The organism is Sphingopyxis sp. C-1 (assembly GCF_001047015.1).
GTDB lineage: Bacteria > Pseudomonadota > Alphaproteobacteria > Sphingomonadales > Sphingomonadaceae > Sphingopyxis.
This window is the reverse complement of sequence record NZ_BBRO01000001.1, coordinates 1,700,951-1,723,516: the sequence shown is the minus strand read 5'-3', so window position 1 is coordinate 1,723,516 and position 22,566 is coordinate 1,700,951. Positions and strand designations below refer to the sequence as shown.

At 63.6% G+C, this 22,566-nt stretch carries 20 protein-coding genes; 9 read left to right on the top strand and 11 right to left on the bottom strand.

Annotated features, from left to right (window positions below; translation table 11 throughout):
* The first annotated feature begins 25 nt into the window (after nucleotides 1–25).
* Complete coding sequence (locus tag SC1_RS07910; protein ID WP_062179798.1) at nucleotides 26–448, top strand: DUF4112 domain-containing protein; 423 nt, start codon at nucleotides 26–28, stop codon at nucleotides 446–448.
* A 74-nt stretch (nucleotides 449–522) separates the two neighbouring features.
* On the top strand, nucleotides 523–2,637 hold the full coding sequence (locus SC1_RS07905; protein ID WP_062179795.1) for a prolyl oligopeptidase family protein: 2,115 nt from the start codon (nucleotides 523–525) through the stop codon (nucleotides 2,635–2,637).
* A gap of 129 nt (nucleotides 2,638–2,766) precedes the next feature.
* On the opposite strand, the gene SC1_RS07900 is transcribed toward SC1_RS07905, so the two are convergent.
* The 7 genes from SC1_RS07900 to cyoA are packed head-to-tail and all read right to left on the bottom strand — an operon-like array spanning nucleotide 2,767 to nucleotide 9,550.
* On the bottom strand, nucleotides 2,767–3,312 hold the full coding sequence (locus SC1_RS07900; protein WP_062179793.1) for a response regulator transcription factor: 546 nt from the start codon (nucleotides 3,310–3,312) through the stop codon (nucleotides 2,767–2,769).
* On the bottom strand, nucleotides 3,309–4,616 hold the full coding sequence (locus tag SC1_RS07895; protein ID WP_062179792.1) for an ATP-binding protein: 1,308 nt from the start codon (nucleotides 4,614–4,616) through the stop codon (nucleotides 3,309–3,311). Before SC1_RS07895 ends, SC1_RS07900 begins: the two co-directional genes overlap by 4 nt.
* Nucleotides 4,616–5,317, bottom strand: a complete 702-nt coding sequence (locus SC1_RS07890) for an SURF1 family protein (RefSeq protein WP_062179790.1) — start codon at nucleotides 5,315–5,317, stop codon at nucleotides 4,616–4,618. The genes SC1_RS07895 and SC1_RS07890 overlap by 1 nt, the downstream gene beginning before the upstream one ends.
* Nucleotides 5,314–5,712 (bottom strand): cytochrome o ubiquinol oxidase subunit IV, encoded by a 399-nt coding sequence (gene cyoD / locus SC1_RS07885; RefSeq protein ID WP_062179789.1) that lies wholly within the window; start codon nucleotides 5,710–5,712, stop codon nucleotides 5,314–5,316. The genes SC1_RS07890 and cyoD overlap by 4 nt, the downstream gene beginning before the upstream one ends.
* Nucleotides 5,709–6,335, bottom strand: coding sequence for a cytochrome o ubiquinol oxidase subunit III (gene cyoC / locus SC1_RS07880; protein ID WP_062179787.1), 627 nt, complete (start codon nucleotides 6,333–6,335; stop codon nucleotides 5,709–5,711). Before cyoC ends, cyoD begins: the two co-directional genes overlap by 4 nt.
* A 4-nt stretch (nucleotides 6,336–6,339) precedes the next feature.
* A complete protein-coding gene (cyoB, locus tag SC1_RS07875) occupies nucleotides 6,340–8,352 on the bottom strand; it encodes a cytochrome o ubiquinol oxidase subunit I (RefSeq protein WP_062179782.1) in 2,013 nt (670 codons plus the stop codon).
* 16 nt (nucleotides 8,353–8,368) lie between these two features.
* Nucleotides 8,369–9,550, bottom strand: coding sequence for a ubiquinol oxidase subunit II (gene cyoA / locus SC1_RS07870; RefSeq protein ID WP_062179779.1), 1,182 nt, complete (start codon nucleotides 9,548–9,550; stop codon nucleotides 8,369–8,371).
* Nucleotides 9,551–9,719: 169 nt separating this feature from the next.
* Between cyoA and SC1_RS07865 the strand changes: the two genes are divergently transcribed.
* Entirely contained in the window at nucleotides 9,720–11,048 is a 1,329-nt protein-coding gene (locus SC1_RS07865) for an MFS transporter (protein WP_062179776.1), read from the top strand.
* Nucleotides 11,049–11,062: 14 nt separating this feature from the next.
* Nucleotides 11,063–11,557 carry a YdeI/OmpD-associated family protein gene (locus SC1_RS07860; RefSeq protein WP_062179773.1) on the top strand — a complete coding sequence of 165 codons (495 nt, stop codon included), beginning with the start codon at nucleotides 11,063–11,065 and terminating at the stop codon, nucleotides 11,555–11,557.
* Between the two features lie 25 nt (nucleotides 11,558–11,582).
* Here the strand turns inward: SC1_RS07860 and SC1_RS07855 are convergent, their stop codons facing one another.
* A complete protein-coding gene (locus tag SC1_RS07855; RefSeq protein ID WP_083435906.1) occupies nucleotides 11,583–12,533 on the bottom strand; it encodes an alpha/beta fold hydrolase in 951 nt (316 codons plus the stop codon).
* 210 nt (nucleotides 12,534–12,743) lie between these two features.
* Here SC1_RS07855 and SC1_RS07850 point away from each other — a divergent pair, with 210 nt between their 5' ends.
* Nucleotides 12,744–13,625 carry a hypothetical protein gene (locus SC1_RS07850; RefSeq protein WP_062179767.1) on the top strand — a complete coding sequence of 294 codons (882 nt, stop codon included), beginning with the start codon at nucleotides 12,744–12,746 and terminating at the stop codon, nucleotides 13,623–13,625.
* 109 nt (nucleotides 13,626–13,734) lie between these two features.
* Here the strand turns inward: SC1_RS07850 and SC1_RS07845 are convergent, their stop codons facing one another.
* The 3 genes from SC1_RS07845 to SC1_RS07835 form a co-directional block, all read right to left on the bottom strand.
* Entirely contained in the window at nucleotides 13,735–14,652 is a 918-nt protein-coding gene (locus tag SC1_RS07845; protein WP_062179764.1) for an MBL fold metallo-hydrolase, read from the bottom strand.
* 220 nt (nucleotides 14,653–14,872) lie between these two features.
* Nucleotides 14,873–16,285, bottom strand: a complete 1,413-nt coding sequence (locus tag SC1_RS07840) for an amidase (protein ID WP_062179761.1) — start codon at nucleotides 16,283–16,285, stop codon at nucleotides 14,873–14,875.
* On the bottom strand, nucleotides 16,285–17,637 hold the full coding sequence (locus SC1_RS07835; RefSeq protein ID WP_062179758.1) for an MFS transporter: 1,353 nt from the start codon (nucleotides 17,635–17,637) through the stop codon (nucleotides 16,285–16,287). The genes SC1_RS07840 and SC1_RS07835 overlap by 1 nt, the downstream gene beginning before the upstream one ends.
* 196 nt (nucleotides 17,638–17,833) lie before the next feature.
* On the opposite strand from SC1_RS07835, the gene SC1_RS07830 reads away from it, so the two are divergent.
* The 4 genes from SC1_RS07830 to hutC all read left to right on the top strand — a co-directional run bounded on the left by SC1_RS07830 (nucleotide 17,834) and on the right by hutC (nucleotide 22,566).
* The gene (locus tag SC1_RS07830; protein WP_193749131.1) at nucleotides 17,834–18,637 is read left to right on the top strand and encodes an alpha/beta hydrolase; all 804 of its coding nucleotides are present in this window, start codon (nucleotides 17,834–17,836) and stop codon (nucleotides 18,635–18,637) included.
* 36 nt (nucleotides 18,638–18,673) lie between these two features.
* Nucleotides 18,674–20,902, top strand: a complete 2,229-nt coding sequence (locus tag SC1_RS07825; RefSeq protein ID WP_202966788.1) for a TonB-dependent receptor — start codon at nucleotides 18,674–18,676, stop codon at nucleotides 20,900–20,902.
* Between the two features lie 13 nt (nucleotides 20,903–20,915).
* Complete coding sequence (locus SC1_RS07820) at nucleotides 20,916–21,572, top strand: TetR/AcrR family transcriptional regulator (protein WP_062179750.1); 657 nt, start codon at nucleotides 20,916–20,918, stop codon at nucleotides 21,570–21,572.
* A 307-nt stretch (nucleotides 21,573–21,879) separates the two neighbouring features.
* A complete protein-coding gene (gene hutC / locus SC1_RS07815) occupies nucleotides 21,880–22,566 on the top strand; it encodes a histidine utilization repressor (protein WP_238586619.1) in 687 nt (228 codons plus the stop codon).

The following is a 22,566-nucleotide window of genomic DNA, read 5'->3' as shown; positions in this document are numbered from 1 at the left end:
TTCGAGCGCTTTTGAAAGGACCCCGATGGCCCCTTCGACCCCGAATCCCGATGCGCTTTTCGACGCGCTGATTTCCAATCGCAACGATCCGGCTGCGCTGCGCAAGCGCGTCGAGACACTGGAAATCCTGCTGGAACGCAGCTTCGTCATTCCCGGCATCAACCGCCCCGTCGGCCTCGATGCAATCGTTGGGCTCGTCCCTGTCGTCGGCGATGTGATCGCGGCGACAATGGGCGCCTATCTGATCTGGGAAGCGCGCAACCTCGGCATGCCGAAATGGAAGGTCTGGCGCATGGTCGGCAATCTGGGCGTCGATACCGCACTCGGCGCGGTCCCGGTCGTTGGCGACGCGTTCGACTTCTTCTTCCGCTCGAACACGCGCAATCTCAAGATCATCAAGAAACATCTCGACAAGCATCACCCCGGTACGATCATCATCGACCAATAGGCGATGCGCCTTCTTCCCTTGGGGTGTTCAATGCTGCTAACACAGCGCCGCCACACCCCAGGGGAGACTATTGAATGATCCGCGCCAGCCTTGCCGCGCTTGCCCTAAGCTGTTCGATAACCGCCGTTGCGACCGCCGCGCCGCAAGACAAGGACCCGTACCTCTGGCTTGAAGATATCGAGGGCGCGAAGGCGCTGGACTGGGTCAAAAAGGAAAATGCGGCAACCGACAAGCTGATCACCGGTCGCCCGGGTTTCGAGGCCGACCGCAAGCGTGCGCGCGAAATCCTCGACGACGACCGCCAGATCGCCGAGCCGGGCGAAGTGATGGGCGACATGATCACCAATTTCTGGCGCGACGCAAACAATCCACGCGGCATCTGGCGCCAGAGTCCGCTCGATGCCTATCTCGCGGGCAAGCCCGTCTGGACGACGCTCATCGACGTCGACGCGCTCGGCAAAGCGGAGAAACAGAGCTGGGTCTGGCATGGCGCCGACTGCCTTGCGCCGGATTACAAGCGCTGCCTCGTCTCGGTCAGTCCCGGCGGCACCGACGCCGACGTGGTTCGCGAATGGGACCGCACGACAAAAAGCTTCGTCGGCGGCGGCTTCACGCTGCCGCAGGCAAAGAGCAGCGTGACATGGGAGGACGCCGACACCCTGCTCGTCGCGACCGATTATGGTCCGGGCAGCATGACCGCTTCGGGCTATCCGCGCATCGTCAAACGCTGGAAGCGCGGCACCCCGCTCGCGTCGGCGGCGACGGTAGCCGAGGGCGAGCAGGAAGATGTCGGAATGAACGTCTTCGCACTTGTCGACGGCGGCAAGCGCTGGCCGATGATCAGCCGCGGCAAGACCTTCTACACCACCGATTACCTGATCCGCGGCCTTGGCGGTGACAGCTATCATTCGACGATCATTCCCGACACCGCCAGCCTTCGCGATGTGCTCGGCGGACAGGCAATCGTCTTTCTAAACAAGGATTTCGGGACCGGCTTTCCCGCGGGCTCGCTGATTTCGCTGTCGCTCGAGGACATGGCGGCGGACCGGCAGGTGCCGATCATTCCGGTGATGGCGCCGACGAAGGCTCAGGCGATCGAGGATGTCTCGGCGACCGACAATATCCTTTGGGTCAAGGCGCTCGACCATGTGGAGGGCAAGCTCTTCGCGCTGCGCCGCGACCCGAAGACCGGCAGTTGGAGTCAGAAGGAGGTTCCGCTCGCCGCCAACGCGACCGTCAACATCGCGGGCGCGATCGGCAAGCGCGATACGATCTTCGCGAGCGCCGAGACGATGCTGATGCCGCCGACGCTTTACGCCGTGTCCGAAACCGCCGCGCCGCAGGCGGTGCAGAGCCTGCCCGCAACCTTCGACGCCAAGGACATGACCGTCGAAAAACGTTTCGCTACGTCGAAGGACGGCACCAAAATTCCTTATTTCATCGCCCGAAAAAAGGGCTCGACCGGCCCCGTCCCGGCGCTCGTCCACGCCTATGGCGGCTTCCGCGCGGCGCAGACGCCGGGATATCTCACCGGCCAGCCCTATCGCGCCGGCCCGCTCGGCCTGTTCTGGGTCGAGGACGGCAACGCCTATGTCCTCGCCAACATCCGCGGCGGCGGAGAATATGGCCCCGCTTGGCACCAGGCTGCGCTGCGCGAAAAGCGCCAGAACAGCTTCGACGACCTTCATGCGGTCGCGGAGGATCTGGTAAAAACCGGGGTCAGCGCGAAGGGCAAGATCGCAATCTCCGGCCGATCGAACGGCGGCGTGCTTGTCGGCGCGGCGATGACGCAGCGCCCCGATCTCTATGGCGCCGTCATCTCGGGATCGCCGATCAAGGATATGTGGCGTTACGACAAGATGCTCGCGGGCGCCTCGTGGGTCGCCGAATATGGCGATCCCGACGTGCCCGAGGATTGGGCCTTCCTGTCGAAATATTCGCCCTATCACAACATCCGCAAGGGCGTGAAATACCCACCGATCTTCCTCTATCTTTCGACCAAGGACGACCGCGTCCACCCCGGCCACGCCCGCAAATTTGCCGCGCGGCTGATGGAGAACGGCAACCGCGTCTATTATCACGAATATCTGGAGGGCGGCCATTCGGTCGGCGCCGACCATGCCGAAGATGCGGTGCGCGCCGCCATGCTCCACGGCTTCCTGCTGCGCGAACTGGTCGAGAAGAAATAGCGGCGCAGCCGTATCCAAAACCGTTCGTGCCGAGCTTGTCGAAGTACCGTTCTTCTTCTTGCAATGTCAAAAGACAGAGCGGCCCTTCGACAGGCTCAGGGCGAACGGTCTTGGTCGGCGCATGTAGCGCTAACGAATCTGCCTTTTTTCCAGCTTCCGCGCGAGCGTGCGACGGTGCATCCCCAGCCGCCGCGCGGTCTCCGATATGTTAAAATCGGTCTCGACCAACGTCTGATGGATATGTTCCCATTCGACGGTTTTGATCGACGACTGGCGGTCGCCCACCGGCGTTTCCACATTGCCCTCGGCGCGGTCGAACGCCGCCTCGATATCGTCGGTATTCGACGGTTTAGCGAGATAATAGGAAGCGCCGAGCTTGATCGCCTCGACCGCCGTCGCGATGCTCGCAAAGCCGGTGAGCACGACGATCCGCATCATCGCGTCCGACGCGCGCAGCGTCTGCACGCACGCAAGCCCCGACGCGCTGCCGAGCTTCAGGTCGACGACGGCATAGCCTGGACGGAACCTCTGCAATATCTCGTCCATCTCCTCGGGGCTGTGCGCGACCTTTGCCACATAGCCGCGCCGCTCGAACGAACGCTTCAGCGTCCGCGCGAACGCCTCGTCGTCCTCGACGATCAGCAATTTCCGCCCGTCGTTCGTGGCCTCGCTCATGTCGTTTCTCCACCGGGCCGCGCGACCGCCGAGATCGGCAGCGTGATCCGCACCAAGGCGCCGCCCGCGTCGCGGTTCGCCACCGTCGCCCCGCCGCCAAGCTTGCGCAGCACGTTCACGAGCAGGAACAGCCCAAGCCCGCCGCCCGGCCGCCCCTTGGTCGAACGATAGGGCTGACCGAAATTCGCGAGCATCTCGTCGCTGAACCCGGGCCCGCGATCCGCGATCTCTATCACCGCCATATCGCCGTCGCGCGTCGCGCTGACACCGACCCAGTCGGGCGACACTTCGGATGCATTGTCCATCACATTGTCGATCACCTGCCGCAGCGCGGGGTCCGATACGATCGCGACGTCAACGCCGAAGCGGTCGTTGAACTCGACCGTGCCGGGGCGGCGGAGCGCGCGCGATCCGGTGACGATGTCGATCAGGAAAGCGCGCATCGTCGTGAGCTGCGGCGCCTCGCCGCGCGCCTCGCCCGCCGACATCAGGATGCCGCTGACGATCGCCTTGCAGCGCTGTACCGCCGCATCCATGTCGGCGAGGTCCTCTTGCATCTCGCGGTCCTTCGCGAGCCGCGGTGCGGCCTTCCAGTCGCCAATCAGGACCGAAAGCGTCGAGAGCGGCGTCCCTAGCTCGTGCGCGGCGCCTGATGCAAGCAGGCCCATGCGCACGATATGATCTTCCTCGGCGGCACGCTGACGGCTCGCCGCGAGCGCCGCATCGCTGTCGCGCAAATTGCGGTTGATCCGCGTAACGAAGGCCACGAACAGCACCGCGATCAGCAGGAAACAGACGAAGCTGCCCTTCAGATACAGCCCCATCGGATCGGCCGCATAGGGCGGCGGTAACAAGAGCGGCGTCGGGTCGATACGCAAAGCCGCGAGTGCTGCCAGCGCCGCCGCGACGATCGCCCACGACGAACGCGGCGTCAGCAGGATCGCACCAATCACGACCTGTAATAGAAACAGCGAGGCGAAAGGATTGGCCAGCCCTCCACTGTGGTGAAGTTGCCAGCAGAGCGCGGCAACGTCGAACAGCAGCACCGCAGTCAATTCCGCATTGGTCACCGCGCGGCCGCGGCGGAGCAAGGCAATGCTCGCAAAGTTGATCGCGATCAGCACCATGATCGCGGCAAGCAGGGGGGCGTGTGGAAGCGATATACCCATCGGCCCGCTGACGATCCCGATCGTCGCAAGTTGCCCGCCGACCGCAATCCAACGAAGCTGGATCAGCAGCGTCATGTTGCGGCGCCCGGCGGGGACTCGAGCTGGCGCGGCCGGCAAGATCGTCGAACTGGTCATCAATCGCGAATACGCCACAGCCGCCAGGCAAAAAAGAGGCTGAGCGCACAAAGCGCAAACCACGTCAGTGCATAGACCAGATGATTGTCGGGGAAACGCACCACGGTCAGCCCACCGACGGGATAGCTGCCGGGATTCGGCGAAGCGTCGGCGTCGATGAAATAGGGCGCGACATTGCTGAGCCCCCTAGCTTTCGCGATTGCTTCCACATCGCGTGAAAACCAACGGCCCGCCGCCGGATCGTTCGAACGCAGGAATGCGCCCGCGGGTTCGGTGACGCGCAACAGCCCGGTTATCGTCACAGGTCCCGTGACGTTCCCCACCGCGCGCGTCGTCACGTCGCGCCGGTCCTTGGGCACAAAACCGCGATTGACCAGCAAGGCGAACCTCGGCGTTTCCAGCGGCGTCAGCACCCAGAAGCCGGGCCCGCGATCGGTGACCGCCTGGACGAGCGTTTCGCGATCATGGCGGAAAACGCCCGTTGCGGTGACGCGGCGATAGGCGTCATCCTTTGCGTCGACCGCATCCCACGCGCCAGGCCCGGGCGCGGCCACCGGCGCCGCATGAATGCGCGCTTCGACCGCCGCGACCAGTTCATGTTTCCACACGCGCCGTTCGAGCTGCCAAACGCCGAGCGCCGCGAGGCCGATCGCCGCGATCAGCGCCGCTGCGGCAAAGGCCGCGCGGCGGGTGCGTTTCACGGCACCTGACCCGTAGCCTGGCTGGTCGGCTCGTGCGGCATCGGCATCATGTTGGTGTTGAGGTGGTGCATCACCCACAGCGACCCCGCCAGCATGATCACGACGACGATGATCGTGAAGACGAGCGAGGTCAGTGACCAGCCGCCCTCGGCCTTTGGCGTCATGTGCAGGAAAAAGACCATGTGAACGACGATCTGGACCACCGCAAAGCCCATGATGATCGCACCCGTCGCACCGGCGCTCAGCGGCATCGTCATCACCAGCCAAAAGGGTATGGCGGTGAGTATCACCGACAGGACGAAACCGATGACATAGTCGCGCATCGACGCGTGCGGCATCTCGATCTCATCATGACCGTGCGCGCCAGAAACGTTGTGGGCGGGATCGGCGCTCATCGCAGCACTCCCATCAGATAGACAAAGGTGAAGACGCCGATCCACACGACGTCGAGGAAGTGCCAGAACATGCTGAGGCACATCACGCGGCGCTTGTTTGCGGCGATCAGCCCGTGCTTCGACAGTTGGAACATCAAAGTGACCAGCCAGATGATACCAAAGGTGACGTGCAGCCCGTGGGTGCCGACCAACGTGAAAAAGCTCGACAGGAAGGCGCTGCGCTGCGGGCCCGCACCAATCTCGATCAGATGATGGAATTCATAGAGTTCGATCCCGAGGAAGGCCAAGCCGAAGAACCCGGTGATCGCGAGCCAAAGTTGAACTCCCCTCACCTTGCCCTGCTGCATCTGGAGCACCGCAAAACCGTAAGTGATCGACGAGAAGAGCAGCATCGCGGTGTTGAGCGCGATTAGTTTCAGGTCGAACAGATCCTTCGGCGCCGGTCCGGCGGCATAGCTGCCGCCGAGCACGGCATAGCAGGCAAAGAGGATCGCGAAGATGAGGCAATCGCTCATCAAGTAGATCCAGAAGCCCAGCATCGTGCTGTGCCCCTCGGGATGTGCGTGCTCGTCGAGGTCGTAGAACTGGACGGGCTCGTCTGCGGTCATGGTCTTGGCACTCATCGCATCAGGCTCCGGCAGCCAACTGGCGGGTACGCGCTTCCTCGACCGCCGTGACCGTCGCCGCCGGAATGTCGAAATCGCGCTTGTAGTTGAAGGTGTGATAGATCGCGCCCGCGACCGTCGCTGCAAAGCTCAGCGCCACCAGCCACCAGATATGCCAGACAAGGGCGAAGCCCATGACGAGGCAGAAGCCCGACAGGATCATCCCCGTGCCGGTGTTGCTCGGCATATGGATGTCGCGATAGCCATCGACTGGACGTTGATGCCCGCGCGTCTTCATGTCGTACCAGGCATCAAGGTCGTGGATGACGGGCGTGAAGGCGAAATTATAGTCGGGCGGCGGCGAACTGGTCGCCCATTCGAGCGTGCGGCCTTCCCACGGATCGCCGCCCGTCGTGTCGCGCAGTTCCTTGCGACGCCAGATGCTGACACCGAACTGGACCAGCATCGCGCCGATGCCCGCGGCAACGATCAGCGCGCCGATGCCCGCGATCACGAACCATATTTGCAGGCTGGGATCGTCGAACACGCGCATGCGCCGCGTCACGCCCATCAGGCCGAGGATATAGAGCGGCGTGAACGCGACCCAGAAGCCCACGACCCAGCACCAGAAGCTGACCTTGCCCCAGAACACGTCGAGCTTGTAACCGAACGCCTTGGGCCACCAGTAATTGATCGCCGCGAACAGGCCGAACAGCACGCCCCCGATGATCACATTGTGGAAGTGCGCGATCAGGAACAGCGAGTTGTGGAGCACGAAGTCGGCTGGCGGCACGGCGAGCAGCACGCCGGTCATGCCACCGATGACGAAAGTGAGCATGAAGGCGATCGTCCACATCATCGGAAGTTCGAAGCGGATGCGGCCGCGGTACATCGTGAAGAGCCAGTTGAAGAGCTTGGCGCCCGTCGGGATCGAGATCACCATCGTCGTGATGCCGAAGAAGCTGTTGACGCTGGCCCCCGATCCCATGGTGAAGAAATGGTGCAGCCAGACAAGGTACGAGAGGATCGTGATGCAGATCGTCGCATAGACCATCGACGTATAGCCGAAGAGCCGCTTGCCAGAGAAGGTCGAGGTGACTTCAGAGAAGACGCCGAACAGCGGCAGCACCAGGATATAGACCTCGGGATGGCCCCAGATCCAGATCAGGTTCACATACATCATCGGCGATCCGCCGAGGTCGTTGGTGAAGAAGTTGGTCCCGACATAACGGTCGAGGCTGAGCAGCACGAGCGTCGCGGTCAGGATCGGGAAACTCGCGACGATCAGGATGTTCGAGCAGAGCGAGGTCCAGGTGAAGACGGGCATCTTCATCAGGCCCATGCCCGGCGCGCGCAGCTTCAGGATCGTGACGATCAGGTTGATGCCCGACAGCGTCGTGCCGACGCCGGCTATCTGTAAGCCCCAGATATAATAGTCGACGCCGACATTAGGGCTGTAGGCAATCCCCGACAGCGGAGGATAGGCGAGCCAGCCGGTCTGCGCATATTCGCCGATGAACAAGGAGATCATCGTCAGCACCGCGCCCGCGGTCGTCATCCAGAAGCTGAAATTGTTGAGGAAGGGAAAGCTGACGTCGCGCGCACCGATCTGGAGCGGCACGATATAGTTCATCAGCCCGGTGATGAACGGCATCGCGACGAAAAAGATCATGATCACGCCGTGCGCGGTGAACACCTGGTCGTAGTGATGCGGGGTCAGATACCCTTCGGACCCATTGAACGCCATCGCCTGCTGCAGGCGCATCATGATCGCATCGGCAAAGCCGCGCAGGAACATGATGAGCCCCAGGATCATGTACATGATCCCGATGCGCTTGTGGTCAACGGTCGTGAACCATTCTTTCCATAAATAGCCCCAGAGGCGGAATTTGGTGATCAGGCCGAGCACGGCGATGCCGCCGAGGACGACGCCGATAAAGGTGACGACGAGGATCGGCTCGTGCAGCGGCAGCGCCTCGAGCGACAGCTTGCCAAGGATCGGACCGGTTTCGGGTGCGGGATGCGGGATGGTCATGGGGGTCTCGGCTCGTTCAGGACATCGGGCGTTCGGCGGCGGGTGCGCGCAGCGCCGTGCGTTCGGGCTTGGAAGGATGGGGAAGCCCCTCGCCCTTCAGCTTCTCCGGCGCGACCGGCTTGGCGTCGGGGCGGTCGTTCGACATGACCGGCGAGCTGCAATAGGCCGCGACGTAACGCATGCTCCAGCGCGCCGCATCAACCGTCCCGCGCGCGGCAAACTTGTCATAGGTGACCTGCCGGACATTGCCGATGCCGGCGATGCCCGCGCCGCCGGCGGCGTCGAGCGACATCATGTCGTGCATGCACATCTTGCCGGGCTCGACGCACATGTTGACGACCGCATCAAAGAGCTGCGGATCGCTCGCGGCGAAGCGGCGAACGGGTTCCTTGTGGGTGGGCTTTTCGAGCTTCAGATAAGTATCGCGGCTGAGGTCTCCCTCGGCCGATGCCTTCGTCGCTGCGACCCATTTGTCGAACTCGCCCGCGGGCAGGCTCTTCACCGCAAAGCGCATGTTCGAAAAGCCCCAGCCCGAATAATTGGCCGAAAAGCCTTCGTAGTTGCCGGTCTTATCGAACACGCCGTGCAGCTTGGTTTCCATTCCCGGCATCGCGTAAATCTGCCCCGCCAGCGCGGGCACGTAAAAGCTGTTCATCACCGAAGAGGAGGAGATGCGGAAACGCACCGGCCGATTCACCGGCAATGCCAGTTCGTTCACGGTAGCAACGCCCTGTTCGGGATAGATGAACAGCCATTTCCAATCGAGTGCAACCACCTGCACGTCGAGCGGCTTTGCCTCCGCCGCCACCGGCTGACCCGGCCCCGTGCGCGCGAGCGGGCGATAGGGATCGAGCAAATGCGTCGCGACCCACGTCACCGCGCCCAGACAGATGATGATCAAGAGCGGCGCCGACCAGATGACCAGTTCAAGCTGCGTCGAATGGTCCCAGTCGGGCTTGTAAGTCGCCTCCTTGTTCGACGCGCGATACTTCCACGCGAAGAAGATCGTCAGCCCCATCACCGGCACGATGATCAGCAGCATCAGCACGGTCGACAGGACGATCAGGTCGCCCTGCTGACGCGCGACGTCGCCGGCGGGATCGAGCACGATCAGCCCGCAACCCGACAACAGGGGCAGCGCGGCGAGCAGCGGCAAGAGCCGCAATCGGGCGGAAAAACGGGGGAGATTGCTTGGCATGATGCGCGCCTAGGCCTCCTTTGTTGCACTGCACATAGGACATTTTGTCCAATCCCGCGACCGCTCTTCATCGCGCAGGGGCATTTTCATTCCGGGCGATTTTGCCCTATGACCGACTCGTGCCGCCGCATCTTGTCTTGCGGAGGGCGCCAGCTCAAGGATTGTTACCATGGCTGCCGATACTGTGCCCACTACCGAGGTCGAACGCGACGCCCGCGCCCTCCACGACGACGGCAGCCACCGCATCGACCCTGCCGAGATCGCAATCGGCGTCGTCATCGGCCGCACCTCCGAATTCTTCGACTTCTTCGTTTATGCCATCGCGTCGGTGCTGGTGTTCCCAAAGCTGGTCTTCCCGCATCTCGATCCGCTGACGGGCACGCTCTGGTCGTTCGCGATCTTCGCCCTCGCCTTTGTGGCGCGCCCCGTCGGCACGATCATCTTCACCGCGATCGACCGCGCTTATGGCCGCGGCGCCAAGCTCACAATCGCGCTGTTCCTGCTCGGCGGCTCGACCGCTGCCATCGCTTTCGTCCCCAGCTATGAATCGGCCGGCATCGGCGCCGCGCTGCTTCTCGCGCTGTTCCGCATGGGACAGGGCGTAGCGCTCGGCGGGTCGTGGGACGGCCTCGCTTCGCTGCTCGCGATCAATGCGCCCGAAAACCGCCGCGGCTGGTACGCGATGATCCCGCAGCTCGGCGCGCCCCTCGGCCTGATCGTCGCCAGCCTGCTCTTCATGTTCCTGATCGCAGCGCTGCCGGCGGAGGATTTCCTCGCCTGGGGCTGGCGCTATCCCTTCTTCGTCGCCTTCGCTATCAACGTCGTCGCGCTCTTCGCGCGGCTGCGCATCGTCGTCACTCCCGAATATGCCGAGCTGTTCGAGAATCGTGCGCTTGAGCCCGCGCCGTTGCTCGAAACGGTGCGGTCGGAATGGAAGACGATCGTCGTCGGCACCTTCGCCCCGCTCGCCAGCTTCGCGATGTTCCACATGGTCACCGTATATCCGCTGTCGTGGGTGTTCCTGTTCACCGACGAAACCCCTGTGCGCTTTCTGATGATCGAGGCGATCGCTGCGGTGGTCGGTATCGGAGCGATCGTCGCGTCGGGCATTCTCGCCGATCGCATAGGTCGCCGCACCCTGCTCGGCGCTACCGCTGCCGCCATCGCGGCGTTCAGCGGTTTCGCGCCGCAGCTTCTCGACGCGGGTGAATTCGGCGAGGCGGCGTTCATGATCCTTGGGTTCGCGCTTCTCGGCCTGTCCTTCGGCCAGTCTTCGGGTGCGCTCTCGTCAAACTTCCAGCCACGCCACCGCTATACGGGTTCGGCCTTCACCTCCGACCTCGCATGGCTGTTCGGCGCTGGCTTCGCCCCGATGATCGCGCTGTGGCTGTCCAGCCAGTACGGGCTGATCGCAGCGGGCGGCTATCTCCTGTCAGGCGCGATCGTCACCCTTGTCGCGCTGTGGCTCAACCGCGAGCTCGCGAGCACGATCGACTGATCCGTCCCCCGGAAATGAAATTCAGCGCGAAGATCGAACTCCGGGGAATTAATCCTTATGTGTTCGTCAACGCCGCGCAGGCGCAGCGGATCAAGCCGGACTGGAAAAAGCCCCTCCCCGTTCTCGTCCAGGTGAACGGCCAGCCCGATCCCGCCTGGCGTGTGAATATGATGCCCACTGGTGACGGGAGCTTTTACCTCTATCTCGACGGGGTCGTCCGCAAGGCCTCGGGCACCAATGTCGGCGACACCGTCGAAGTGGCAGTCGCATTCGATTCCGATTATCAGAGCGGCCCGCAGGACGCCATGCTCCCGGAATTCGCGGCGCGGCTCGATGCAGATGCGGTGGCCAAGGCCCGCTGGGACAGCCTCACGCCCAGTCTCCGCAAGGAAGTCCTGCGCTATCTCGCCAATTTGAAATCGGACGAAGCACGGCATCGCAACATCGACCGCGCAATCGGTGTCCTCGGCGGTGCGAAAGCCCGCTTTCTGGCGCGCGACTGGAACTGAGGCCAGATCCTACGCAAAATCCTGCTCAAGATCTTTCAGGTGCGGGAATGAAGCCGGTCAGCGCGTCGATCACCTGCTGAGGCTGTTCTTCAGCGACCCAGTGACCCGAATCCGTGATGATCACCGTCTTCACATCGCGCGCCACGTTGCGCAGCAGAACGCCCATCGTCTCGCCCAACCCGCCCGTCGCACCAAGGCCAAGCACCGGAATACTCAGCGGCTGCTTGGCAAAGGCGCGATTGTCGATCTCGTCCTGTGCAAACGCGCGATAATATTCGAAGCCACCACGCAGCGCGCCGGGGCGTGCATAGGCGGCCGCGTAGAAGTCCTCCGATTCCGGGGTCAGCGCGCTGGTGTTCACTGCTTCGACACCGCGGAACCAGCGGATGAACTCGCTCTCCTGCCCCGTAATCAACATCTCGGGCAGGTCGCGGACGCCGAAGAAACGGAAATGCCAGGTCCGCGGCGTCGATGAAATCTCCTTCCACGGATCAATCCCAGGCAGCGGCACATCCATGACGACAAGCCTCGACACCTGATCGCGATATTGCGCGGCATAGGCATAAGCGACCATTCCGCCCATGTCGTGCCCCGCTACCGCGACGCGCGGCCCCAGCCCTAACGCGCCGATGAGTGCGCGGATGTCACGGGCGATATTCGCCTTTTCATATCCCGCCGCGGGCCGCGCGGTATCGCCCAGACCGCGAAGATCGGGCGCGATTACCGTATGTCCGCGCGCGACCAAGGCCGGCATCACATGCCGCCACATATAGGACGTCTCGCCCCAGCCGTGCAGCAGCACGACGGGCTCGCCGCGCCCCTCGGCGATCAGATAATGATATTGGACGCCATTCACCTCGATCTTACCGTCGCGGATCGCGCCTTGCGTGTGTGCGCTGGCGTCGGGTGATGCGATGGCGAGCGCACCGGGCTGGCAGGCAAAAAGGACGGCGGCGGCGAACAGGGCTTTGCGCATGGGAGGAACTTTCTGCAGCGATCGGAAGGCCTTGCGATATTCCAACCACAGGGATGGGTAATATTGTCCGAAAGCTCAGGTCCGACGCAGGGCCCCAAACGGCCGCATCGCCGATGGTACAATAGGTCGGCAATCTCTTGGGTCTGAACCTTTCCGTCCAAACGCCTAGTTTAAGCTTGGACGACTCATACTCAGATAAAAGGAAAACCTGTGCCCTCCCCCATTCGCATCCTGCTTCAGACTACCATCCCGCCGATCGAGGATGACTGGCATATCGGTCGCTTCTCGCTGCTCCGCGACTATCTGTCGGGCCTCACCGATGACGATGGGCAGCCCCTATGTGCCGTGACCGCGCGCGACCGCACCGCCCCCGGCGCGCCCGATCCCATCCTGTCGACGATCGACCAATCCGACTTTGACCAGCTCTGGCTTTTTGCGGTCGATGTCGGCGACGGCCTGACCAGCGAGGATTGCGAGGCGATCAGCCGGTTCAGGGAAAGTGGCCGCGGCCTGCTGGTAACGCGCGACCATATGGACCTCGGCAGTTCGGTCTGCACCTTGGGTGGCGTCGGAAACGCGCATTTTTTCCATAGCACGCGCCCCGAGCCCGACCCGAGCCGCCACGTCGCCGACGATCGCGAGACCGATTATATTCTCTGGCCCAACTATCATTCGGGCGCGAATGGCGATTTTCAGACGATCACGATCTCCGAGCCGCCACATTCCCTGCTCAGCGATCCCGACGCGGCCGATGGCCTGATCCGCTACCTACCGGCCCATCCGCACGAAGGCGCCGTTGGCGTTCCCGATGACGAGACGTCGGCGCGCGTCATTGCCACCGGGGTGAGCCAGGCCAGCGGCAATCGCTTCAACCTGGCCGTCGCGTTCGAGCCATCCGCCAGCGGCGGTCCGGCCCTCGCCCAGTCAACCTTCCACCATTTCGCGGACTATAATTGGAACCCCGCGATGGGCTGCCCCACCTTTGTCAGCGAAAAGCCCGGCCATTCGCTCGCCTCTTCGCCCGAGGCACAACGGTCTATCCGCCGATATGTCCGAAACCTCGCCATCTGGCTTGCCGGACGGCCCTTGTAACAGCCCGTTCGGGCGGCACCGGCTGCCCATCTTAAAAAGCCCATAACGAAACAGCCGTGGTTCGAACCCGAACCACGGCCGCCTTTTCAATCAGGGAAGCGATCGGCGATCAATAGTCCCAGACCGCCGGCACGGCACGAAACGCATCGCCCGCAACCGCCACATGATAGATGGACGGGAACGGCAGGTGCGTCGCGACGAATGCCTCGCGCGTCTCCGCGAACTCGCGCAATAGATTGACGCGGACGCGCTCGGATTCTTCCGGATCATGCTCGAAACCATTGTACCAGCCGGGCTGATCGAACCCGACCTGGAAGATGGCGTCGCCGACGAATGTCAGCCGCTCGCCGTCCGATGCGACGCGGACCATGCAATGGCCGGGCGTGTGGCCGCCGGTCAGTTCGGCAGTGACGCCCGGCGCCACCTCGACTTCCGTCTCAAAGGTCCGGATCTGGCTTGCATATTGTTCCATGAACCGCTTGGCCGTGCCGCGCAGCGCGTCGGGGAACCCTTCGGGCATCACGGTCTTCGAGAAATCGGGATTGTTCCAGAATTCGACTTCGGCCGCAGCGACATGCACGCGCAAGTCGGGGCGCATGCGCTCGTGCGTGCCGTCGATTGTCAGCCCGCCGATATGATCCATATGCATATGGGTGATGACGACGTCGGTGATAGAATCGAGGGGGATCCCGGCCGCTTCCAGCCGCTGCACCAGACGTCCGGCCTTTTCCAGTTTCAGGTTCGGATCCATGCCAAGCCCCGCGTCGACGAGGATCGTCTGCTCACCGCTGCGCACGACAAGGACGTTCAGAGGCCACTCGGCCACCCCTTGCGGCAGGAACTGTTCGTCGAGCCATGTGTCGAGGACGTCCGGAGCGACATTATGCGCGAGTACATGGGCCGGGATCGGCAGCACGCCGTCGCTGATCACCAGCACGTCGATGTCGCCGACCTGCAGCGCGTAGCGCGACGGCACCGGCTCGTCGAGGCGGGGGCGATCGGATTGCAATATTGTGTCGAGAGTCATGTCGGTCTCCTCTTGCTTTGCATATTGTGAGACCTGGATCGCGCTTTTGGGCGGCTGCCGATATCGTGCGCTCCGACAGGGCGGCGCCGTTTCAAGGGCAGGCAGACCTGCACCTTGAGATAGGTTCGATGCCGAAGCGACCGAACGCGCGACGCTAGATATTGAGGAGCGGCGCCCGGCGCCTACGCAATTTGCGCGACCGCCCATATCTGGCCCAAGGCTAAGTGCCCACCCAGATCGGCGGCAGTTGACGTGGCCAATCCAGCACGGCTTCAAGCTGGTATGCGAGCGCCAGGAGCAATCCTTCTCCGCCGATACGCGTCGCAAATTGAACACCGACGGGAAGCCCGTTGTCGCTGAACCCGACCGGCAGGCTGATTGCCGGCGTGCCTGCGAAATTGTCGATCCAGCAATAGCCGGCATAGTCGATCAGCGGATTTCGCTGATCGCCCCACGCAACATCGGGTCCAAAGACGCCAATCCGAGGAATCTCGGTGCCCAGCGTCGGGGTCATCCATATGTCGACCTCCTCGAGCCGCGCGAGATAGGCGGCGACCACGCCCTCCATCGCGGACCACGCAGCGGTGTAATGCGCGTCGCTCATCGCCTCCCCCGCGGCGATAAGCGTCGCCGAACGATGCTCGAGATCGTCTGCGCGCAATCCGATACCTATCTGTTGCGACAGCATGCCCAGGCGCCGCGCGAACATGCCCTCGGTAATGTCGCCGAGCAGCTCCATCGCGACAGGGCCGTCGAACGGCGGCGCGGCGTCGGACACTTTGTGGCCCAGCCGGTCCAGCAAGGCGATCGCTTCACCGAAAACGCGCGCGACGCTCGCATCGGACGCTGCGCCGGTGCGCATGATGCGGCTATAGGCGTGAACATGCAGCCGATGCTCGATCGGCCCGTTCACCGGCGCGATCGGCGGCAGGCATGCGGGGTCGTGCGTCTGCGTCGCCGCGAGCCACGCCGCGCTGTCGCGCACCGTGCGGCTGACGCAGCCGTTGACGGTCAGGTCGGTGATCGCGCGGAACGCCTCTTCGCCCGCATTGCGCCCGCGCGAGGGTTTGAGCCCGACGAGCCCGCAAGGCGCCGCGCCGTGGCGAATCGATCCGAGCCCGTCGCTGGCGTGCGCGACGGGCACGACTCCCGCCGCGACAGCCGCCGCGCCGCCGCCTGATGAGCCGCCGGGGGTATGGTCGACGTTCCACGGATTGCGCGTCGGGCCGACCAGTGGCGATTCGGTTACTGCGTTGAGCCCCAGCTCCGGCATCGACGAGCGCGCGATCGAGATCAGGCCGGCTTTTTCGATCGCCTGCGCATAGGGAGCATCGACCGGCGCGATGAAATCGCGAAGCGCCGCCGAACCGAAGGCGGCGGGCAGCCCCTTTTCAGGGAGCATGTCCTTGATCAGCGTCGGTATGCCCGCGAGCGGACCCGACCGCGGCGCGGCGGCTTGCTCTCGCGCGCGCTCGAAATTACGCCAGGCGATGAAGTTCAATTGCTGATTAGCCGCCTCGGCGCGTTCGATCGCCTGTTCGACCAAGGCGGGGGGCGTCGTGCGGCCGTCGGCGAGCGACGCCTGCATCGCGGTCATATCGGCGGGCGCCGCGTCGGCCGAGCCGGTCATCATCACATCGTCTCCTGCGAAGGGTGCGGGCGGATTGCACGCAACGTAGCGGCATAGGGCCGGGGCGCGAGCATCATCAGCACGGCCGAAAGAATGAGCGACGGCAGACTGACCACCGCGATTGCCTGCAACATGCCGCGCGGTCCGTCGATAAGCCCTGACAGCGCGCCGATCGCGAGCGGCGAAACGGCGAGCGCCAGAGCGTTGACGATGCCGAGCAGCGCGAGCACGCGGGAGCGCAGCGGTGGCGGCGCGAGATTCTGCAACACCCCGGGCATCAGCGAGGAGGCGGCGATGCCGAGCGCGCCCTGCACCCCGGCAACAAGATAGGCCTGAAAAGCCGAGGCCGTGAAGGGAAGCAGCACTGCAGGCAGCGGGGTCAGCGCAACGAAGATCGCCGCGACGCGTAGCGAGTCGAGCTCGGCGTCGCCGCGCCGCAGCCGGAGCAGCGCAGGTGCGAGCAACACGCCGACAAGCGTCGCGACGGTGATCGCAGTGCCGAGCCCCACCCCCACGGTTGCCGGGTCGATCCCGAACGCCCGCGGCAAGGCAAGCGGGAACCACATCACCCCCGAAGTCATCGCGACGGCCATCGCGAAGATCGACCCGAAGACGCACGCGAGCGTACGCCAATGCGCGCGGGCATAGGGCAGAAAGTCACGCGACGCGCCCCAGTCCGCTTCGGCCCCGGGGTTCGCAGCCGTCATTTTTGCAACCGGCATCGTCAACACAAGCAGGAAGAAGAGCGGCCCGGGCAGCGCGATGATCATCATCGCAATCCGCCAATTGTCGACCCCGGCGAGCCAGGTCGGCAGCACATCCGGCGCCCCCGCGAGCCATTGCAGCAAGGCGCCACCAAACGCCATGCCGAGCCCCGCGCCGAGCAGCGAGCCGCCGTAAAAGATGAAGTTCGCGGTATTGCGCTGCCGCTCGGGGAACAAGTCGGGGATCAGCGCGAAAACGATCGGCGCGAGCCCCGCCTCGCCGATCGCGATACCGATCGTCGCCACGAACAGGCCACCGAAACTGTCCTGGAACGCGCTGAGCCCAGTCGCGAGCGACCAGCAGGCGACGCCGAGCGCAAGGATCAGGCGGCGGCCGAAGCGATCGGCGAGCCAGCCCATCGGATAACTCGCAGCGCTGGCGAATACAGCCATCCCCAGCCCCTGCAGCATACCGAGTTGCCAGTCGCTGAAACCCAGCGTGGTCTGTAGCGACGGCGCAATCAGGCTGAGCATCTGACGCACGACGAATGCGAAAAGCGTCGTCATCAGCAGCACGACAAGCCCGTACCAGGCCCACACTGCCGCGCGGGCAGATTCCCCATCGGAGACCTTTGCTATCGCGCCGCTCATGTCGCTCTCCCGATCCGTTTGCTCGACTCATTATAAACAAGTTGACTTTATTGTAAATGGAGTTGATGTAGAGCCAGACGACGGGACGGGACTCGACGCAAACGCCGCCCCAGCTTGGAGAAAATCGATGGCCTTCTCGGTTCGCGCGTCCCTGGAACAATTCACCCTGCCCCATCCGTCGGGGGAGGGTCAGTTCATGATCAGCGTCGCGGCGCCGGCGGTCCCCGCTATCGAAGCTGATGTGCCCATCCTCTATGTCGTCGACGGCGACATGCTATTCGGCCTCGCCGCAGAAACCGCGCGCGCGGTGTCCAGCGTAGCGGGTTTTCCCGCGCATTATGTCGTCGGCATCGGTTACGACGCCGATTACGCCGAATTCCTGAAGCGGCGCACCGCCGACCTGACCCCACCCATCGGCGCCGACGCGCTCGCCAGCCTTGGCGGAATCGGCGCGGCCATCGGCGGCGCGGCAGGTGGTGGCGCCGACGCCTTCCTCGCCTTTCTGGTCGATACGCTGCGACCGGCGATCGCGCAGCGCTACCCGCAAACGGCGGGGGGTTCGCATATTCTGTTCGGCCATTCGCTCGGCGGGCTGTTCGCTGCGCATGCGCTGCTCACCCGCCCCGATAGCTTCACTGCCTTCATCATCAGTAGCCCATCGCTGTGGTGGAACGATTTCGCGATCCTTGCCGCACTGCCGGCGTTCAAGGACAGCCTCGCCGCCCTGCCTGACCAACCGCGCATCTTCGTCGACGTAGGCGCGCGCGAGCAAGAGTTGCCAGCCAGCATTCCCCAGGGCCTCGGCGTGACGCTCGCGGAAGCACAGGCGCAGATCCGAAGCGCGCGTATGGTCGATGCCGCCCGCGAGTTTGCCGACGCGCTACGCGACGCGGGCGCCACCGCCCTGCACCACATTGCCTTCGCGCACGACGACCATGTGTCGGCGGCACCCGCCGCGATGTTGCACGGCATGCGCTTTGCACTTGGGCGCGACGACTGAACTTCGAACCATAAGATATTGATGAGGGGAATGATTATGCGACACCTGACCCAGGCCCTCTGCGGCACCGCCATGATGTTGGCGCTGGCCGTGCCGGCGATCGCGCAGGCCCGGGACGGCGAAGCGGGCACGGGCGAAGAGATCGTCGTCACCGCGCAAAAGCGCACCCAGTCGCTGATCGACGTCCCGCAATCGGTCTCGGTTGTGTTGGAAGCCACACTCGAAGCCCAAGGTGCAACCGGCTTCGCCGACTATCTGAAGAATGTGCCTAGCCTCCAGTTGGTCCAGGGCACACCAGGCCAGGGCCGGCTGGTGCTGCGCGGGATCAACACCGGCGGCGTCGCGTCGACCGTCGCAGTCTATCTCGATGAAACGCCCTTCGGGTCGAGCACCGGCCTTGCCAACGGCTCCGAACTCGCGGGTGATTTCGACAGCTTCGATATCGCGCGGATCGAAGTGCTCCGTGGCCCGCAAGGCACGCTATATGGAGCGAGTTCGCTAGGCGGCCTACTCAAATTCGTGACCAATGAACCGTCGACCGCGGGCTTCGAAACGAAGCTGCTGGGTGGCGCTGAGTTCACCGACGGCGGCGACGCCTCGTATCGCGGCGCGGCGATGATCAACATCCCCCTCGGCGACACGCTCGCTTTGCGCGCGTCGGGCTCGTATCGCAAACAGGGTGGCTATATCGACAGCATCGGCACTTCAGGGTCGAACGTTCGCAGCAACATCAATGATTTCGAAAATTACGGCGGCCGCGCCTCGCTGCTCTGGGAACCCGGCAACGGGACCAAAGTGCGGCTGAGTGCGCTGTTCCAGAACCTCTACGTCGACGCGCCGAGCATCGTCGAAGCCGATGCCGCGACCCTGAAGCCGCTCTATGGCGGGCTCACTCAGTCCGAGTATATCCCGACCTTCAGCGACGTGAAGTACCGGCTCTACAATGCGACAATCGACCATGATTTCGGCGGCGTGACGCTGACCTCGGCGACCAGCTATGGCCAACAACTCCAGTCGTTCCGAGCCGATTATACAGCCAATCTGTCGGCAGCGCTCGGCGGTTCCTACGTCTATTTCGACCAGCAGACCGAAAACCGCAAATGGACGCAGGAACTGCGCCTCTCCTCGAACGGCGGCGATCTTATCGAATGGCTGGTCGGCGGCTATTATACCCATGAAAAGGGCCGCATCTTCCAGAATCTCAAGACCGCAGTTCCGGGAACGCCAGGCGTGCTCAACCCGATCGACCTGCCCTTCGAGTTCGCGGTGTTCAACCTGGACTCTCGGTACGAGGAGGTCGCGGGCTTCGCAAATGCGACGCTGCACCTTTCGCCTTGGTTCGATATCGACCTCGGCGGACGCTACAGCCACAATAGCCAGCGCGCGACGCAGGCAACCGACGGAGTGTTGCTCGGGGCCGCGGTGATCGACGGGCTGCGCTCGTCGGACAATGTCTTCACCTGGTCGGTGGCTCCCAAGGTCAAGTTCGGACGGCAGGCGTCGCTCTATGCGCGCGTTGCCAAGGGGTATCGCCCCGGCGGCCCGAACGTCATCCCGATCGGCTCGCCGCCGGGCACGCCCACGACCTTTGAACCCGACACGGTCACCAGCTACGAGATCGGCTTCAAGGGCGACACCGCCGACCGCAGCGCGTCGATCGAGGCCGCAATCTATCATATCGACTGGAGCGACATCCAACTGGCGGCGGTAGTCAACGGCTTCGGGGTCAACGTCAACGGCGCAAGCGCCAAGGTCGACGGTGCGGAAATCGCCGCGACGCTGCGCCCCATCGCGGGCCTCACCGCATCGATCGGCGTCGCCTATAACGACGCGCGCCTCAGCGACGACACCGATCCGGTCGCCGTGGGCGCAGTCAAGGGCGACCCGCTACCCTTCACTCCCAGATATGCGATTAACGCCAACGCCGACTATCAATGGAATATGGGCGCGGACGTCAGTGCGTCTTTTGGCGCATCCATCCGCTCGGTTTCACGCCAGAGCGGCGGGTTCGACCCCGCCTATCTCGCAACCTTCGGCCATTTTCCGCGCGTCCGCGCCTATGAGGTGATCGACCTCCGCGCCGGGCTCGATTTCGGTCGCTATGCGCTAAATGCCTATGTCAGCAACCTGACCAATTCGGGCGGGATCACGTCGACGCAGGCGCTGCTCGGCGTCGCGGGGCTGCCGCGCAACCCGAATGGTGCGCTTGGCATCGGGGTGGTGCGGCCGCGTACCGTCGGCGTCAACGCGACCGTCAGTTTCTAAAGGCCGCTCGCCTATGCCCGTTCACGACGCTATCGACGACAACCGTATGACCTCGACGATCGCCAAACCCCGCCGCAGCCAAGCCGACCGCAGCGCCGCCACGCGAACCAAGGTGCTGGCGGCGGCGCGCGACGTGCTCTGCGCGCAGGGCTATTCGGGCGCGACGATGCACGCAATCCGCGATGCTGCAGGGATGAGCCTTGGCGCGATCCAGCACCAGTTTCCGACCAAAGCGAAGATCATGGCCGCGGTCGCCGCGGAATTCGCCGCCTATCGCACGCGCGTCTATACCGAAGCGATACGTGTGGGCGCGACGCCGCGGCAGTCGATGGAGAATCTGATCGACGCCAATTTCCGGATGGTCAGCCGCCCCGAGATGGCGGCAGTGCTTGAAATCCACCTCGCGCGGCGTAACGACCCCGACCTCGATCAGGAAGTCGGCCCCAGCACGCGCCGCTTCGACCGACGCGTCCGCCTGTGGGGCCACTTCATCCTCCACGCCGCCGGTATCGACAACGACAAGGCCTATCAGAGCCTGCAACTTCTCAACAACGCCGTTACGCGTGGCTTGACCGTCGAATATATACGCAACCCCGACATGGCTCTGATCGAGCGATCGGTAGAGGTCTGGAAGAGGCAGATGCTCGAACTGGTGTTCGGTCCTGAGTGATCGGCCGTCTGCGGCCCTTCTGACTTACAACGCAAGGGGCGAAAGCGGACATCCGTTCCAGGATTGGTCTTCCCTGTCTTTCAGGCGGTCGAATACGGCTTAAATTAGTCAACCGAGCCTTGGTCGTTGTTCGCGGCATATGTATCTTTCTGACCCGCCTATTTTATCTAGCTGCTGATCGATGAAGTTGTATAGACGGCTCATGAAGCCGCCGTTTGATCGAAAGCCGCCCGTTCCTAAACCGCAAGATCAGTTGGGGACGCAGGCCCACGAACCGCGCGGCATCGAATCTGTGCCTCGCTACCTTGTGATCAAACAGAGTATCTGCGACGCCGTCCGGGACGGTCGCCTGCGCCCCGGCGATCGCGTACCTTCGGAAGCAGAACTTGTTCAGCAGTTCGAAGTCTCGCGGATGACGGCGAACCGAGCTGTTCGCGAATTGCAGGCCGCAGGCGTCGTCGTACGACGCGCGGGAAGCGGTTCGTTCATTGCCGAACCGAGACCGATCGGGCAGATGATCGAGATCCGCAACATCGCTGAAGAAATCCGTCAGCGCGGTCATGCCTATCGCGCGCGCGTGATCCAGAACCGCGAAGAGCGCGCCAATGTTGAGACTGCGCCGCTGCTCGAGGTTTCGGTGGGGACCAAATTATTTCATTCGATCATCGTCCATCACGAGGCCGAATTCCCGATCCAGATCGAGGAGCGTTTCGTCCTCGCTTCGATCGCGCCGGAATATGGCTCGCTCGACTTCACCCGGATGACACCCAATGAATATCTGACGCGCATTGCGCCGCTCGAACGGGTGGAGCATCGCGTTTGCGCGACGATGCCCGACGAGCGGATACGCGGCATGCTGGGGCTGTCAGAGAGCGAACCGGTGCTCCAGATGACGCGCCGGACATGGAGCCGGTCCCGCCTCGTGTCCCATGCCTGGCTGACGCATCCCGGCACCCGCTTCGAGCTGTCGGCGGCTTTCTCGATCGACGATTGA

Bases quoted from the DNA above. Each gene is read 5' to 3' on its own strand.
- SC1_RS07855 (WP_083435906.1), bottom strand. From the start codon at position 12,533: ATGCGCAAAGCCCTGTTCGCCGCCGCCGTCCTTTTTGCCTGCCAGCCC.
- SC1_RS07860 (WP_062179773.1), top strand. From the start codon at position 11,063: ATGAAATTCAGCGCGAAGATCGAACTCCGGGGAATTAATCCTTATGTG.
- SC1_RS07905 (WP_062179795.1), top strand. From the start codon at position 523: ATGATCCGCGCCAGCCTTGCCGCGCTTGCCCTAAGCTGTTCGATAACC.
- SC1_RS07820 (WP_062179750.1), top strand. From the start codon at position 20,916: ATGCCCGTTCACGACGCTATCGACGACAACCGTATGACCTCGACGATC.
- SC1_RS07825 (WP_202966788.1), top strand. From the start codon at position 18,674: ATGCGACACCTGACCCAGGCCCTCTGCGGCACCGCCATGATGTTGGCG.
- SC1_RS07835 (WP_062179758.1), bottom strand. From the start codon at position 17,637: ATGAGCGGCGCGATAGCAAAGGTCTCCGATGGGGAATCTGCCCGCGCG.
- cyoA (WP_062179779.1), bottom strand. From the start codon at position 9,550: ATGCCAAGCAATCTCCCCCGTTTTTCCGCCCGATTGCGGCTCTTGCCG.
- SC1_RS07900 (WP_062179793.1), bottom strand. From the start codon at position 3,312: ATGAGCGAGGCCACGAACGACGGGCGGAAATTGCTGATCGTCGAGGAC.
- cyoB (WP_062179782.1), bottom strand. From the start codon at position 8,352: ATGACCATCCCGCATCCCGCACCCGAAACCGGTCCGATCCTTGGCAAG.
- cyoD (WP_062179789.1), bottom strand. From the start codon at position 5,712: ATGAGCGCCGATCCCGCCCACAACGTTTCTGGCGCGCACGGTCATGAT.
- cyoC (WP_062179787.1), bottom strand. From the start codon at position 6,335: ATGAGTGCCAAGACCATGACCGCAGACGAGCCCGTCCAGTTCTACGAC.
- SC1_RS07840 (WP_062179761.1), bottom strand. From the start codon at position 16,285: ATGATGACCGGCTCGGCCGACGCGGCGCCCGCCGATATGACCGCGATG.
- SC1_RS07910 (WP_062179798.1), top strand. From the start codon at position 26: ATGGCCCCTTCGACCCCGAATCCCGATGCGCTTTTCGACGCGCTGATT.
- SC1_RS07830 (WP_193749131.1), top strand. From the start codon at position 17,834: ATGATCAGCGTCGCGGCGCCGGCGGTCCCCGCTATCGAAGCTGATGTG.
- SC1_RS07845 (WP_062179764.1), bottom strand. From the start codon at position 14,652: ATGACTCTCGACACAATATTGCAATCCGATCGCCCCCGCCTCGACGAG.
- SC1_RS07865 (WP_062179776.1), top strand. From the start codon at position 9,720: ATGGCTGCCGATACTGTGCCCACTACCGAGGTCGAACGCGACGCCCGC.
- SC1_RS07895 (WP_062179792.1), bottom strand. From the start codon at position 4,616: ATGACCAGTTCGACGATCTTGCCGGCCGCGCCAGCTCGAGTCCCCGCC.